The 13,513-nt window shown below is 70.2% G+C and carries 16 protein-coding genes and 1 pseudogene; 4 read left to right on the forward strand and 13 right to left on the reverse strand.

Features of this window, described 5'->3' with window-relative positions:
* The 10 genes and pseudogenes from NJ4_RS26930 to NJ4_RS11105 form a co-directional block, all read right to left on the reverse strand.
* Positions 1 to 547 (reverse strand): annotated as a pseudogene (locus NJ4_RS26930) (winged helix-turn-helix domain-containing protein); the annotation flags it as partial.
* A 24-nt stretch (positions 548 to 571) separates the two neighbouring features.
* Positions 572 to 3,097 carry a phenylalanine--tRNA ligase subunit beta gene (gene pheT / locus NJ4_RS11070; protein ID WP_067434479.1) on the reverse strand — a complete coding sequence of 842 codons (2,526 nt, stop codon included), beginning with the start codon at positions 3,095 to 3,097 and terminating at the stop codon, positions 572 to 574.
* A gap of 3 nt (positions 3,098 to 3,100) precedes the next feature.
* Entirely contained in the window at positions 3,101 to 4,213 is a 1,113-nt protein-coding gene (gene pheS, locus NJ4_RS11075; RefSeq protein WP_067434482.1) for a phenylalanine--tRNA ligase subunit alpha, read from the reverse strand.
* A 92-nt stretch (positions 4,214 to 4,305) separates the two neighbouring features.
* Positions 4,306 to 4,863 carry a sensor histidine kinase gene (locus tag NJ4_RS26660; RefSeq protein WP_245644534.1) on the reverse strand — a complete coding sequence of 186 codons (558 nt, stop codon included), beginning with the start codon at positions 4,861 to 4,863 and terminating at the stop codon, positions 4,306 to 4,308.
* 30 nt (positions 4,864 to 4,893) lie between these two features.
* Positions 4,894 to 5,361 (reverse strand): histidine kinase dimerization/phospho-acceptor domain-containing protein, encoded by a 468-nt coding sequence (locus NJ4_RS26665; protein WP_245644535.1) that lies wholly within the window; start codon positions 5,359 to 5,361, stop codon positions 4,894 to 4,896.
* 58 nt (positions 5,362 to 5,419) lie between these two features.
* Positions 5,420 to 6,235 (reverse strand): TrmH family RNA methyltransferase, encoded by an 816-nt coding sequence (locus NJ4_RS11085; RefSeq protein WP_067434485.1) that lies wholly within the window; start codon positions 6,233 to 6,235, stop codon positions 5,420 to 5,422.
* Between the two features lie 17 nt (positions 6,236 to 6,252).
* Positions 6,253 to 6,645, reverse strand: coding sequence for a 50S ribosomal protein L20 (gene rplT, locus NJ4_RS11090; protein ID WP_067434488.1), 393 nt, complete (start codon positions 6,643 to 6,645; stop codon positions 6,253 to 6,255).
* Positions 6,646 to 6,724: 79 nt separating this feature from the next.
* Positions 6,725 to 6,919 carry a 50S ribosomal protein L35 gene (gene rpmI, locus NJ4_RS11095; protein ID WP_056686884.1) on the reverse strand — a complete coding sequence of 65 codons (195 nt, stop codon included), beginning with the start codon at positions 6,917 to 6,919 and terminating at the stop codon, positions 6,725 to 6,727.
* 62 nt (positions 6,920 to 6,981) lie between these two features.
* Positions 6,982 to 7,731, reverse strand: coding sequence for a translation initiation factor IF-3 (infC, locus tag NJ4_RS11100; protein WP_322787620.1), 750 nt, complete (start codon positions 7,729 to 7,731; stop codon positions 6,982 to 6,984).
* Between the two features lie 297 nt (positions 7,732 to 8,028).
* Positions 8,029 to 8,556 (reverse strand): SseB family protein, encoded by a 528-nt coding sequence (locus NJ4_RS11105; protein WP_067434494.1) that lies wholly within the window; start codon positions 8,554 to 8,556, stop codon positions 8,029 to 8,031.
* A 99-nt stretch (positions 8,557 to 8,655) separates the two neighbouring features.
* Here NJ4_RS11105 and NJ4_RS11110 point away from each other — a divergent pair, with 99 nt between their 5' ends.
* Genes NJ4_RS11110 through NJ4_RS11125 form a run of 4 tightly spaced genes read left to right on the forward strand, consistent with a single transcriptional unit; the run spans position 8,656 to position 11,832 of the window.
* On the forward strand, positions 8,656 to 9,087 hold the full coding sequence (locus NJ4_RS11110; protein ID WP_067434498.1) for a hypothetical protein: 432 nt from the start codon (positions 8,656 to 8,658) through the stop codon (positions 9,085 to 9,087).
* A complete protein-coding gene (locus NJ4_RS11115) occupies positions 9,087 to 10,301 on the forward strand; it encodes an amino acid deaminase/aldolase (protein WP_082748436.1) in 1,215 nt (404 codons plus the stop codon). Before NJ4_RS11110 ends, NJ4_RS11115 begins: the two co-directional genes overlap by 1 nt.
* Positions 10,301 to 10,918: a uridine kinase family protein gene (locus NJ4_RS11120; protein ID WP_157551067.1), complete on the forward strand. Its 618-nt coding sequence runs from the start codon at positions 10,301 to 10,303 to the stop codon at positions 10,916 to 10,918. Before NJ4_RS11115 ends, NJ4_RS11120 begins: the two co-directional genes overlap by 1 nt.
* A gap of 5 nt (positions 10,919 to 10,923) precedes the next feature.
* The gene (locus NJ4_RS11125) at positions 10,924 to 11,832 is read left to right on the forward strand and encodes an aldose 1-epimerase family protein (protein ID WP_067434679.1); all 909 of its coding nucleotides are present in this window, start codon (positions 10,924 to 10,926) and stop codon (positions 11,830 to 11,832) included.
* Between the two features lie 40 nt (positions 11,833 to 11,872).
* Here the strand turns inward: NJ4_RS11125 and NJ4_RS11130 are convergent, their stop codons facing one another.
* From NJ4_RS11130 to NJ4_RS11140, 3 genes are read right to left on the reverse strand one after another with little or no spacing between them, the layout of a single operon-like run.
* Positions 11,873 to 12,313 (reverse strand): PH domain-containing protein, encoded by a 441-nt coding sequence (locus NJ4_RS11130; RefSeq protein WP_245644536.1) that lies wholly within the window; start codon positions 12,311 to 12,313, stop codon positions 11,873 to 11,875.
* Positions 12,310 to 13,191 carry an ATP phosphoribosyltransferase gene (gene hisG / locus NJ4_RS11135; RefSeq protein ID WP_067434501.1) on the reverse strand — a complete coding sequence of 294 codons (882 nt, stop codon included), beginning with the start codon at positions 13,189 to 13,191 and terminating at the stop codon, positions 12,310 to 12,312. Before hisG ends, NJ4_RS11130 begins: the two co-directional genes overlap by 4 nt.
* 10 nt (positions 13,192 to 13,201) lie before the next feature.
* On the reverse strand, positions 13,202 to 13,465 hold the full coding sequence (locus NJ4_RS11140; RefSeq protein ID WP_067434686.1) for a phosphoribosyl-ATP diphosphatase: 264 nt from the start codon (positions 13,463 to 13,465) through the stop codon (positions 13,202 to 13,204).
* Positions 13,466 to 13,513 lie beyond the last annotated feature (48 nt).

The raw sequence follows: 13,513 nt of genomic DNA on the forward strand, positions 1-13,513 counted from the left end.
CCAGCCACTCGAGTGCGTCGCGGTGACGACCTTCCGCGGACAGGGCGAGTCCGTGCAGGGTCCGGAGCCGGTCCAGGCGCCGGGCTGCCTCCCGGCGTACCTCACCCAGGGGCCCGTTGTCGTCGTCGGCCGCGAGGACCATTCCGACCAGTGGCGTGGTCGCGGCGCTCGTGCGGCCGGCATCGCCCCCGCGCCAGGCGTCGGCGGCGGAGTGCGCGGCCACGGCGAGGACCCGGGCATCGACCGGGCACTCGCCCAAGGCGTACCCCTCACCGGCACGCACGACGAGCTCCCCCGAGGTGTGCGCGCGGGTGCGGGAGACCAGCACCTGGAGCGCCTTGGCCGGGTTGGCCGGGACGTCCTCACCCCAGACCGCGTCGATGAGACCGTGGGTGGTGACCGAGCGTGGTGCCTGGAGCACCAGGGCGGCGAGCAAGGCATGGCCGCGGTCGCCGGGCAGTGGTGTTCCGTGCCAGCTCACCTCGCCGAGCAGGCTGAGCCCCTGCTCGGTGAGGTCGGCCGGAACGATCGCCGCCCGGGCGTTCACGACGACCGCGGCTCAGCCTGGGGCTCACGCACGCTGGACGGCTCCGGTCCGTTCTGCGGCCAGGGCCACGGCCGCGTCCCGGGCGGCACCGGCCTCACCCTCCTTGAGGGTGCGGTCGGGAGCCCGGAACCGCAGGGCGAAGGCCAAGGACTTCTTGCCCTCGCCGATCTGCTCGCCGGCGAACACGTCGAACAATCGCACCGACTCGAGCAGATCGCCGGCACCTTCGCGGAGCGCGGCCTCGACCTCGGCCGAGGGAATCGAGCCGTCGACGACCAGGGCGACGTCTTCCTTGGCGACCGGGTACGACGTGAAGTGCGGGCTGGGCGTGACGGCCTGGGCCAGGCTCAGCAGCGCGTCGAGGTCGATCTCGGCGGCAGCCGAACGGTCAGGGACGCCATAGGCCTTGCAGACCTTGGGGTGCAGCTCGCCGGCGTGGCCCAGCACGGTCGCCCCGACCCGGATCTCGGCACAGCGACCGGGGTGCCAGGGCGCGACTGCCGCGGCCGACACCTCGATCTGGACGCCCAGAGCCTCGGCGACCTCGCGGACCGCGCCGATGGCGTCGGCCCAGGAACCCTGACGCCCCTCGCCCCACCAACCCGGACGCTCGCGTTGACCGGTGACGGCCAGGGCGAGGTGCTGCGGCTGGTGCGGGACCGCCTTCTCGATCGCGGCCCACTCCTCGTCGGTCGGCCGACGGTCGACCCCGAGGATCGGCGCCTTCTCGTCGCCGGTCGGCAGGAACACCAGGCCGGTCTCGAAGAGAGACGTGTCGGCGTTGCCGCGACCCACGTTGAGTCCGAGCGAGCGGAGCACGCCGGGCAGCAGCGAGGTGGCCAGCTGTGGCTCCTCGGCGTTGAGCGGGTTGGCCATCCGGATCGTACGACGACGCTCGTCGTCGGCGGGCAGTCCGAGGTTGGCCCAGTCGGAGTCGCCGACGAACGGGTAGCTGATCGTCTCGGTCCACCCGGCTCCGGCCAGCACCAGGCCGACGCGTCGACGCAGCTTCTGCGCCAGCGGCAGCCCGCGCCCGGAGGGCGCCGGCGGCAGCACCGAGGGCACCATGTCGTAGCCGACGATGCGGGCGACCTCTTCGACCAGGTCGAACGGGTCGCTCATGTCGGGGCGCCACGGCGGCACGGTGGCGGTGAGGCTCTCACCGTCAACGGCCACCGCGCAGCCGACCTTCTCGAGGTTGGCCACGGCTGTCTCGGCGCTGATCTCCATGCCGGTGACACGGGCAGGGAGATCGGTGGCCGCGGTGACGGTACGCCGAGCCGGCGCCTCACCGACCACGGTCACGCCGGCATCGGCGGTGGCGCCACCGAGCTCGACCATCAGCTCGACCACCCGGTCGGCGGCAGCGGCGGGCAGCTCCGGGTCGACACCGCGCTCGAAGCGCTTGGACGCCTCGGAGGGCAGCTTGTGGCGGCGCTCGGTGCGGAAGATCGAGACGGCGTCGAAGTGAGCGGCCTCGATGACCACGTCGGTGGTCGTCTCCGACAGCTCGGTGGTCTCGCCGCCCATCGTGCCGGCGATGCCGATCGGGCCGGAGTCGTCGGTGATCAACAGGTCTCCTGATGGTCCCGGGCTGAGCTTGCGCTTCTGTCCGTCGAGCGTGGTGAGCCGCTCGCCCTCGGTGGCGCGCCGGACCCGGATCGCCCCGGTCAGCTTGGCGCGGTCGTAGCCGTGGATCGGCTGGCCCAGCTCGAGCATCACGTAGTTGGTGATGTCGACGCCCAGCGAGATGGGACGCATGCCGGCCGCGGTGAGCCGCTTGACCATCCAGTCCGGGGTCGGTGCGGTCGGGTCGAAGCCGGTCACGCTGCGGGCCACGAAGACCGGGCAGCCCCCGGCGTCGTCGACCACGACCGGGTGTCCGTCGCCGTTGGCTGCCGGCACGTCGCGGTCGGCGGGGTCGCGGAAGGGCACGTCGAAGCCGATGCCGGCCTCACGCGCGATGCCGCGCAGGGAGAGGGCGTAGGCCCGGTCGGGGTTGATCTCGAACTCGATCACCGAGTCGAACATGTCGAGGACGGCGAATGCGTCGTCACCGGGCTGTACTGGCTCTGCGGGCTGACCGTCGCCAGGAGCGCCGGCGTCGGCTGGCAGCACGATGATGCCGTCATGGTCTTCACCCAGGCCGAGCTCGCGCGAGGAGCAGATCATGCCGGCCGAGATGTGGCCGTAGGTCTTGCGCGCGGAGATCTCGAAGTTGCCCGGCAGCACGGCGCCGGGCAGGCAGACCACGACGAGGTCGCCCTCGACGAAGTTGTGGGCGCCGCAGATGATGCCCTGCGGCTCACCGGTGCCGTTGGCGTCACCGACGTCGACGGTGCACCAGTTGATCACCTTGCCGTTCTTCTGCGGCTCCTTCTCGATGGTCAGCACGCGCCCGACCACCAGGGGCCCGGTGATGGCGTCGGCCGGGGTGATCAGGGCCTCGAGCTTGAGGCCGAGCATGGTCAGTGTGGCGGCGAGCTCGTCGGCGGTGACCTGCTCGGGCAGGTCGACGTACTCGCGGATCCAGGAAACAGGTGCTTTCACGGGTCAGATCTCAATTCCGAAGGGCTGGGCGAAACGGACGTCGCCCTCGAAGAAGTCGCGCATGTCGTCCGCACCGTGGCGGAACATCAGGGTGCGGTCGATGCCCATGCCGAACGCGAAGCCGGTGTACTTCTCGGGGTCGACGCCGCAGGCGATGAGCACGCGCGGGTTCACGACACCGCAGCCACCCCATTCGATCCAGCCCTCGCCGCGACAGGTGCGGCAGGTGTCGGAGCCCTCGTCGTTCGCACCCGTGCCGCGGCACACGAAGCAGACCAGGTCGACCTCGGCCGACGGCTCGGTGAACGGGAAGTACGACGGCCGGAACCGGGTGGTGATGCCCTCGCCGAACATGGCCGTGGCGAAGTGGTCGAGCGAGCCCTTGAGGTGGGCCATCGTGATGCCCTCGTCGATGACCAGGCCCTCGACCTGGTGGAAGACGGGCGAGTGCGTCGCGTCGATCTCATCGGTGCGGTAGACCCGGCCCGGGCACACGACGTAGATCGGAGGCTCACGGGTCAGCATGGTGCGGGCCTGCACCGGGGACGTGTGCGTGCGCAGCACCAGCGCGGCCTCGGCGGGCTCGAGCCAGAAGGTGTCCTGCATCGTGCGCGCGGGGTGGTCCGCGCCCATGTTGAGGGCGTCGAAGTTGAGCCACTCGGCCTCGACCTGCGGACCCTCGGCGACCTCCCAGCCCATCGCGACGAACACGTCGGCAATGCGCTCGGACATCATCGTGATCGGGTGCCGGGCACCCGTCACCGTGCGGTCGGTCGGCAGGGTGACGTCGACGGTCTCCTCGACGAGCATGCGCTCCTCGTGCTCGGCCTCCAGCACGGCGAGTCGCTCTCCGAGTGCCTTGTTGACCAGCCCGCGGGCCTGGCCCACGCGGGCACCGGCCTCCTTGCGGGCCTGGGGCGGCAGCGCACCGATCTCGCGGTTGGCCAGGGCCAGCGGGGACCGGTCACCGGCGTGCTCGAGGCGCACCTGCTTGAGTGCCTCGAGGTCCGCGGCCGCGGCAATGGCGGCGATCGCGGCGTCGCGCTGGGCTTCGACCTCGTCGGCACGCAACGGCGTGACCTCGACAGGGTCGTATTCGGTGTTGGGTCCCGACATGACTGCCTTCCGGGAAAGAGGGTGTGGCCAAGGGCAAGTCTAGGAAGTACGGCGCAACTCCCGCGACCGGGTTTGGATTGTCGAACCCGGCGCTACATCTGTCGGCGGTCGTCCTGGGGCCAGGCGATGGAGATCCGGGCTCCGCCCGCCGGCGAGTCGTCGATCGTGAGGACCCCTCCGTGGGCACGCACGAGTCCGTTGACGATGTACATCCCCAGACCCGACCCACCGCGCTCGCCGTGCTTCCAGAACTTGGTGAACACCCGGCGCCGCATCTCCTCGGGGATGCCGTCGCCCTCGTCGTCGACGGTGAGCAGGACCCCGGAGAAGTCGGCCTCGGCGGGGAGCGCCGCGAGGGAGACGCTGACCACTCCCTCGCCGTGACGGATGCCGTTCTCGATCAGGTTGGTGATCACCTGGGTGAACTTGTCGGGGTCGACGTGCGCCTCGGGCAACGGCCGGCTGACCAGCAGGACGACCGGCCGCGAGGTGCCCGCCCGCACGGACTCCACCACGCGTTGCACAAGCACCTCGAGGTCGGCCGGCCGCGGGAACAGCGACAACCTGCCGGTGTCGATGCGGGCGACGTCGAGGAGCTCCGCGATCAACCGGCTCAGACGGTCGGAGTCGGCGTTGACCGTGGTCAGCATCAGTTTCTTCTGCTCGTCGTTGAGCTTGTCCTACCGGTTCAACAGGGCCTGGACGAAACCCTTCACGCCGGTCAGCGGGGAACGGATCTCGTGGGCGACCGTGGCGACCAGGTCGGAGCGTTCCCGGTCGAGCCGGGCTCGACCGCGACCCGATCGCAGGCTGACCGCGACCCGCTGCACCGGCTCGGCCAGGCTGGGCCGCACGATGCGGGCGTTGACCAGCACCTCGGTGCCGTTGGGCAGCACCCACGGCTGCTCGGGTACGCCGGTGCGGGTGGCAAGGCCGACGTACGGCTGGTTGCGGTCACACCAGGTCAGGCCCGACTTGTCCTGCAGCACCAGCGCGTCGGCCAGCTTGGCGCCGATCAGCTCGTCGGCCGAGCCGGCGCCCAGCATGCGCACCGCCTCCGCGTTGGCGAACAGCACGACCTGGTCGGCTCCGGCGACCACGACGCCGTCGGGCAGCTGGTCGAGGGTCTCGCGGGCGGTCTGGTCCACACCGCGAGGCTATAGCGTCAGGGGCGTCGGCGGGCGCCGCCGACAGGACGCACGCGGCTCAGCGGTGCGCGCGGGCGGAGGCGTAGAGGCAGACTGCGGCCGCAGTGGAGAGGTTGAGACTCTCCGCACGGCCGGTGATCGGGATGCGCACCCGGTGGTCGGCCAGGGCGGCCAGCTCCTCGGGCAGCCCCCAGGCCTCGTTGCCGAACAGCCACGCGGTCGGCCCGGTCAGCAGCTCGTCGGCCTCGAACAGGTCGAGCTCTCCGGCACCGTCGGCGGCCAGCACCACGAGCCCGGCACGCTGGGCGCGGCGTACGGCGTCCGCTGGGTCGTCGACGACCGAGATCGGGACGTGGAAGAGACTGCCGACCGTGGCCCGGACCGTCTTCGGGTTGTGCGCGTCGACGGAGCTGCCGGCCAGGACCACGGCGTCGACACCGACTGCGTCACTGGTGCGGATCACCGTGCCGGCGTTGCCGGGGTCGCGGACGTCGGCGCAGATCGAGACGAGACGGGGTTCGCCGTCGAGCACGTGGTCGGCGGGCCGGTCCACGAACCGGCAGACCGCGATCACCCCGGCCGGATTGACCGCGTCGGACAGTGAGGCCAGAGCGCGTTCGTCGACCGGGGTCCAGGCGACGTCGTGAACGATCGCGTTGGCCCGCAGCTCGGCGTACCGGGTGCTCGCCTCCGGGGTGGCGAAGACCTCGACCACGCAGCCGGTCAGGGACAACGCGCCCTCCACCGCCTTGGGGCCGTCGGCCAGGAAGAGCCGGTGCTCGGAGCGAAATGCACGACGGGCGAGCCTCCGCGCGTTCTTGACCCGTGCGTTGCCGCTCGTGAGCGGGGTCGGGTCACAGCGGAAGCTCGCCACGTCAGTGAACGAGACGCTCAGGCAGTCGCGTCTTCGCGGGGCGCGTTGACGTCCTCGGGAAGGGCCGCCTTGGCGACCTCGACCAGGGCGAGGAACGCCGGGGCGTCGTTGACGGCGAGGTCGGCCAGGATCTTGCGGTCGACCTCGACCTCAGCGGCCTTCAGGCCCTGGATGAAGCGGTTGTAGGTGAGGCCGTTCGCGCGGGCAGCGGCGTTGATGCGCTGGATCCACAGCTTGCGGAACTCGCCCTTCTTGGCCTTGCGGTCACGGTAGCTGTAGACCAGCGAGTGGGTGACCTGCTCCTTGGCCTTGCGGTAGAGGCGCGAGCGCTGCCCCCGGTAGCCGGATGCGCGCTCGAGGACTACCCGGCGCTTCTTGTGGGCGTTGACCGCCCGCTTGACGCGTGCCACTGTCTTACTCCTTGTTGCTCGAAAAGTTGGGGGATGCGGTGCCCGCCGATCGGGGCGGGGTCACCAGCCGAAGTCGGTCTCAGAGACCCAGCATCTTCTTGGCGGACTTGACGTCAGCCTTGGCCAGCTCGACGGTGCCGGTCATCCGGCGGGTCACCTTGGACGGCTTCTTCTCGAGGTTGTGGCGCTTGCCGGCCTTCTCGCGAAGGATCTTGCCGGTGCCGGTCACGCGGAAGCGCTTCTTGGCACCGGAGTGCGTCTTGTTCTTCGGCATCTCTCTGCTCTCTGTCTCTGGATCTGGTGAACGTGTGGGGTCCGGTCGGGCTCGACCTGGACTCAGGCCTCGATCTCGGGATCGAGGTTCTCGGAGCGCTTGCGCTCCTTCTTCTGGGCCACGGGCTTGGTGCCGGCGGAGGCCTTGCGGAACGAGGACTCCTCGGCCTCGCCTGCGGCGCGCTCGGCGGCCTTGGTCTCCTTCTCGGCCTGCATCTCGACCTTGGCGTCGGCCTTCTTGCGGTGCGGACCGAGCACCATGATCATGTTGCGGCCGTCCTGCTTGGGTGAGCTCTCGACGAAGCCCAGCTCCTCGACGTCCTCGGCCAGACGCTGGAGCAGGCGGAAGCCGAGCTCGGGGCGGTGCTGCTCACGACCGCGGAACATGATCGTGATCTTGACCTTGTCGCCGGCCTTGAGGAAGCGGACGACGTGGCCCTTCTTCGTCTCGTAGTCGTGCGCGTCGATCTTGGGACGAAGCTTCATCTCCTTGATGATCACGTTCGTCTGGTTGCGTCGGGCTTCACGGGCCTTCTGGGCGTTCTCGTACTTGAACTTCCCGTAGTCCATGAGCTTGCAGACGGGCGGCTTGCCCTGGGGCGCGATCTCGACGAGGTCGAGGTCTGCCTCCTGGGCAAGGCGCAGCGCGTCAGCCGTCGGCACGATGCCGACGGTCTCGCCGTTGGGTCCAACGAGCCGGACCTCGGAAACCCGGATCCGGTCGTTGATGCGCAGCTCTGTGCTGATGGGTCCTCCTGGGGACGATGGTGCAGATCTGTGGATGGAACGAATTCGCCCTTGTGGAACGAAAATGGGCTTCCGCTCATTCCAAGCGGAAGCCCAGTCTCCAGATGCACAGGTGCACCACGCGTCTCCATGTCTGCGCCACGGCGTACGCCGCGCAGATCTGGTTCTGCGGACCGGACCCGACGACCTCGCGGTCGATGCGGGTGGGAAGTCGAAACCTCCGCTTGTCTGATCCACTCCACCATGAGGTCATGGCGATGCAGATCGGTCGAACGACAGACTACTCGCCCTGCGACCACTCCCCCAAATCGCTTGCGGCCCACCCTTCTCGGGCCGGGCCCGATCTGGTGCGGTGAAGGTCGGTCAGTCTTCGCCCGGCTGCAGCCACGCAGAGCGACCGGAGACCTCGACGAGCTGCCAGCCGTTGGCCACGCCCAGCAGGTCATCGCCCTCGATCACGAACGTCACCGGCCCGGCGATGTCGATGACCAGCGCCGAGGCCTGGTCCTGGATCGCCGACTGGGCGGCCGCCTGCGCGGGCACCACCACCGGGCGCGCCTCGCGGTTCCAGGCGGTCAGCTGCTCGGTTCCGGTGAACGCCAGCAGCGCCATCCGGCCGTCCGCCCCCTCCATCAGCACCGCCGCCATGTCGCTGGACTTGTCGTGGGCCAGCCCGCGGTCGTCGTACTCCACCTCGCCGAGGAGTGCCACCACCGGAACCAGCAGGCGGGAGGACTGCAGCACGGCCAATGCCTCGGCGTACCTGCTGTGATCGCCGGCGTACGCCGTCAGTGCGGTGCCGACCTGCGGGAACTGGCTGCCGTCGTCGTCGGGGAAGGACGATTCGAGGATTCTGGCACCGGCGAAACGGTCGGGGTTCGGAGTGGTCATGGTGATGCCAGCCTAGGGGGCATTCCCGGGCAGCGACCGGTTGGGCGACCCGCGCCGCCGGGAAGAGCAATGTCACCGGGGATGTGAAATGCTGGGGTCATGTCGGACGTGAGCTGGATGGCGCTGGCCGTGGCCTTGACCGTGTGTGGCGGCCTGTGGACCTGGTACGCCGCGCGCAACCGGGGCGCCGCATCGGCGACCCGGGGTGCCGCGCTGACCTTGCTGCCCGGTGCGGCCTACCTCACCGGAACCCTCGAGATGTTCGGCGAGATCTCGTCGTCGGTCGCCGACTGGGCCACCGGATTCGTGTTCAGCCCCCTGGTCTGGCTCGGCATCGCGATGGCGGGGGTCGCCGTGGTGCTCTTCGGCGTCTCCGGGCGACTCTCCGGCAGCGGCGAGGAAGCACCGAAGCCGAAGCCGTCGCGCAAGGAGCGCAAGGCGCTGCCGCCCTCCTCCCAGAAGGGTGCGCCCGCGATCGACGACGACCTGGCCGACATCGAGGCGATCCTGAAGAAGCGCGGCATCAACTGATGGACGACGGCATCGCCCGCCACCGGCTGCGGGCCCGGCTCGACGCCGCCGTGGCCAAGCTCCCGGGACACCTGCGCACGCCGGCCATGGTCGTCGACCTCGACGCGTTCGACGCCAACGCGGCCGATCTGGTGCGTCGGGCCTCCGGCACTCCCCTGCGCGTCGCGTCCAAGTCCTTGCGCGTGCCCGCGTTGCTGGAGCGGGCCCTGGCCCGGCCGGGCTTCCACGGGGTGCTCGGCTACTCCCTGCGTGAGGCCCTGTGGCTGCACGAGCAGGGCATCACCGACGACATCGTGATGGGCTACCCCAGCGTCGACCGTGAGTCCCTGTCTGCTCTGGTCAGCTCGCCGTCCGCAGCGGCCGCGATCACGCTGATGGTCGACTCGGTCGACCACCTCGACGTGGTCGACTCGGTGCGCTCCTCCAAGGCCGTGGCGATCCGGATCGCGATCGACGTCGACGCGGGGCTCCGGGTCAGCGGCCAGCATGTCGGGCCCAAGCGGTCACCGCTCTACGACACCTCCGCGGTCGTCGAGCTCGCGCGCACCGTCGTCGGACGCCCCGGCTTCACCCTGGTCGGGGTGATGACCTACGAGGGCCAGGTCGCCGGCGTGCCCGACGACGTACCGTCCCAACGGACGAAGTCGATGATCGTGCGCCGACTGAAGTCCGCCTCGATCGAGCAGATCAAGGTGCGCCGCCGCGAGATCGACGCAGCCGTGCGCCGGCTGACGACGTTGGAGTTCTGGAACGCCGGCGGTTCGGGCTCCGTGGAGTCCTCGGCCGCCGACCCGGTGGTCACCGAGGTCGCCGCAGGCTCGGGGCTGCTCGTGCCCGGGCTCTTCGACCACTACCAGTCCTTCACGCCCCGTCCGGCGTCCTTCTTCGCAGTCCCGGTCGTACGACGTCCGTCGGCGAACGTGGCGACCGTGGCCGGCGGCGGGTTCATCGCCTCCGGGCCCACGGGCGATGACCGGGCGCCGATCCCGTGGGCGCCGCCGGGGCTGCACCTGACCGGGCTCGAAGGCGCAGGCGAGGTGCAGACCCCGCTGACCGGGCATCCGGCTGCGACCCTGCGCATCGGCGATCTCGTGTGGTTCCGCCACGCCAAGTCCGGGGAGCTCTTCGAGCACACGGACACGGTGCACCTGCTGACCGGGGCGGAGTTCACCGCTGCCGTGCCGACGTACCGCGGCACGGGCAACTCCTTCTGATGGCAGGCGTGGTCGCGGACGTCCTGACGCACGCCCGGTCCGGCCCCGGCCTGCTCTCCGGCAACCACCTGATCTGCATCGACGGCCCGACCGGCTCCGGGAAGACGACCTTGGCAGCCGCGCTCGCCGAGGCCGCGCCCCAGGCCCACGTGCTGCACATGGACGACATGTATGCGGGCTGGAGCGGTCTCAACGGCGACACCGGAGCCCGGCTGCGGGAGCAGGTGATGGTTCCCCTCGCCGCCGGCGAACCCGGACACTACCGGCGCTACGACTGGCACCAGGGCGACTTCGCCGAGCTTCACCTGGTGCCACCCACCGCACTGCTCGTCCTCGAGGGTGTCGGCTCCGGAGACCTCGCCCTCGCACCCTGGCGGAGCACCCTGGTCTGGGTCTCGGCGCCCGACGACCTGCGCCTGGAGCGAGGCCTGGCCCGCGACCGAGCCCTCCATTCACGCGAGGGCGAGCCGTGGGACGAGGCCGATCACCGGGCGAAGCTGACCGGTTTCATGGCCGACGAGCGACGGTTCTTCGCCGCTCACGGACTGCCCGGAACCGCCGACCTGCGGGTCGACGGCACGGGCCCGTGGTTCGGCGGCGCCGGCCCGCTACCGTGACGACCATGGTGATGCCCTCGGGGGAACAGTTCGAGATCAGTGCGGCCGGCTACCGAGCGGTGGTCACGGAGTCCGGAGGGGCCCTGCGACACCTGTCCCACGACGGCCAGCCGCTGATCGACGGCTTCGAGGAGAACGAGCCTGCCTCGGGCGGTCGGGGCCAGCTGCTGATGCCGTGGCCCAACCGGATCGAGGACGGGCAGTACTCCTTCGGGGGCCACGACCACCAGCTCGCGTTGACCGAGCCGAAGCGCCACAACGCCTCACACGGGTTGGCCCGCTGGGCGGCCTGGACGCTCGAGGAGCACAGCGTCAACTCCGTCTCACTCACCCTGCGGGTGATGGCCCAGACCGGCTATCCCTGGGCTGTGGACCTGCACGTTCTCTACGACCTCTCCGCCGACGGGTTGACCGTCACCCAGACCGCCACCAACCTCTCGGACTCCCCCGCCCCCTACGCCTGCGGGGCCCACCCCTACCTCTGCGCGGGTGACGACACCGTGGACTCGTGGGAGCTCACCCTGCCCGCGTCGCGACGCTCCCTGGTCTCGCCCGACCGGCTGTTGCCGATCGGCAGTGCCGACGTCGAGGACACCGGGTTCGACTTCCGGGTCTCCCGACCGATCCGCGACACCGTGCTCAACGACGCGTTCACCGATCTCGTGCGTGACGAGTCCGGCCGCGCGGAGGTCGTACTCCGGGGGCCGGAGCGGGGTGTGGTGCTGTGGGTGGACGAGAACGTGAAGTGGCTGCAGGTCTACTCCGCCGACGACGTGCCGGCAACCGCCCGCCGGTCACTGGCCGTCGAGCCGATGACCGCGCAGGCCAACGCGTTCCGCACCGGGGAGGACCTCGTCACCCTCGCACCGGACGGCGGCGAGCTCTCCGTCTCGTGGGGCATCCGGGCCCTCTGACACAGCGCGCCCGGACGAGCGTTCCGCGGCAGCGCCCGGATCAGGCGAGAAGCGCCCGGATCTCGCGCACCGCCTGGGTCGCCCTGGCGCCGTCCGTGCCCTGGAGGGCCATCACGGCGCACGTGGTGCCGTCGGCCAGGTCGAGGGTGGCCCAGGGTGCTCCCCGGGGAAGGTGGATGGCGACGATCTCGGCCCACTCGAAGAACCGCGACTTGTAGCCGTTGACGACCAGCAGCCCTTCGACGGAGGCGACCGCACGCGCCCGGATCAAGGCGTGCACGAGCGCGCCCACGAACACACCCAGCAGCAGCGCGGTCACCCGCTGGAACAGGTCGAACGTCGCTCGCACCTCAGCGTCCAACAGGAACCAGGCGGCCCCGCAGAGCACGAGCAGCATGATGCTGCCGGCGATGCCGGCCATCCGAACGCCGAGCGGGCGCCAGGTGTGCGGCAGGGTCAGGTCGGACACGGGGACGGTCACACCCGACAGGCGTGGATGTCGGTGAGCAGGATGCCGCGGGCCCCGATGTCGTAGAGCTCGTCCATCAGCCTCTGGGCGCCGTCGCGGGGCACCATCGCACGCACCGCGACCCACCCTTCGCGATGCAACGGGCTGACCGTCGGGCTCTCGATGCCGGGGGTCAGGTCGACCGCCTTCGAGACGTGCTCGCTGCGGATGTCGTAGTCCATCATCACGTAGGAGCGTGCGACGAGGACGCCCTGGAGGCGGCGCAGGAACACCTCGAAGCCGGCCGGGCGAACACCGCCGCGGGTGATCAGCACGCCCTCGGACTCGAGCACGACCTCACCGAACGTGGCCAGCCCGGCCGCACGCAGCGTGCTGCCGGTCTCGACGACGTCGGCGATCACATCGGCCACGCCGAGCTGGATGCTGGTCTCGACCGCACCGTCGAGCCGGGTCACGGTCGCGTTGATGCCACGGCTGTCCAGGAACTGCTGCACCACGCCGACGTACGACGTGGCGATGCGCTTGCCCTCGAGCTGGGCCGCGTCGGTGAACTGGCCGGCCGGTCCGGCGAAGTAGAACCTCGAACGGCCGAACCCGAGCCGGACCACCTCTTCGGCCTCGGCGCCCGAGTCGAGCAGCAGGTCACGGCCGGTGATGCCGATGTCGAGCGTGCCCTCGCCGACGTACAACGCGATGTCGCGCGGGCGGAGGTAGAAGAACTCGACGCCGTTCTCGGCGTCGATGAGGGCGAGCTCCTTGGAGTCGCTGCGTTGGCGGTAGCCGGCCTCGCGCAGGATCTCGGTCGCGGACTGGGACAGCGAGCCCTTGTTGGGCACCGCGATCCGGAGGAGCTTCTGGCCGGCTTGGTTCAGGTTGGCGGGCTGCGTCATGTGGGGTTCCTCAGAGGTGTGAGTAGACGTCGTCGAGGGTGATGCCGGTGGCGATCATCAGCACCTGGGCGTGGTAGAGGAGCTGGCTGATCTCCTCGGCCGCGGCTTCCTTGCCCTCATGCTCGGCGGCCATCCAGGACTCGGCAGCCTCCTCCACCAGCTTCTTGCCGATGGCATGGACGCCGGCGTCGAGCTGTCGCACGGTGCCGGATCCCTCGGGTCGGGTCTGGGCCTTCTCGTTGAGCTCGGCCCAGAGTTCCTCGAACGTCTTCACGATCGACAAGCCTACGGCGTACGACGCCCGCCACCGGCGTCGGTCTCA

The sequence above is a fragment of the Nocardioides jensenii JCM 1364 = NBRC 14755 genome (genome assembly GCF_001552535.1).
GTDB classification, from domain to species: Bacteria; Actinomycetota; Actinomycetes; order Propionibacteriales; family Nocardioidaceae; genus Nocardioides; species Nocardioides jensenii.

Excerpts from the sequence above, each read along its gene's own strand:
- pheS (WP_067434482.1), bottom strand. The coding sequence starts at position 4,213 with ATGTCGGGACCCAACACCGAATACGACCCTGTCGAGGTCACGCCGTTG.
- NJ4_RS26660 (WP_245644534.1), bottom strand. The coding sequence starts at position 4,863 with ATGCTGACCACGGTCAACGCCGACTCCGACCGTCTGAGCCGGTTGATC.
- rpmI (WP_056686884.1), bottom strand. The coding sequence starts at position 6,919 with ATGCCGAAGAACAAGACGCACTCCGGTGCCAAGAAGCGCTTCCGCGTG.
- NJ4_RS11105 (WP_067434494.1), bottom strand. The coding sequence starts at position 8,556 with ATGACCACTCCGAACCCCGACCGTTTCGCCGGTGCCAGAATCCTCGAA.
- NJ4_RS11110 (WP_067434498.1), top strand. The coding sequence starts at position 8,656 with ATGTCGGACGTGAGCTGGATGGCGCTGGCCGTGGCCTTGACCGTGTGT.
- NJ4_RS11115 (WP_082748436.1), top strand. The coding sequence starts at position 9,087 with ATGGACGACGGCATCGCCCGCCACCGGCTGCGGGCCCGGCTCGACGCC.
- NJ4_RS11120 (WP_157551067.1), top strand. The coding sequence starts at position 10,301 with ATGGCAGGCGTGGTCGCGGACGTCCTGACGCACGCCCGGTCCGGCCCC.
- NJ4_RS11125 (WP_067434679.1), top strand. The coding sequence starts at position 10,924 with ATGGTGATGCCCTCGGGGGAACAGTTCGAGATCAGTGCGGCCGGCTAC.
- hisG (WP_067434501.1), bottom strand. The coding sequence starts at position 13,191 with ATGACGCAGCCCGCCAACCTGAACCAAGCCGGCCAGAAGCTCCTCCGG.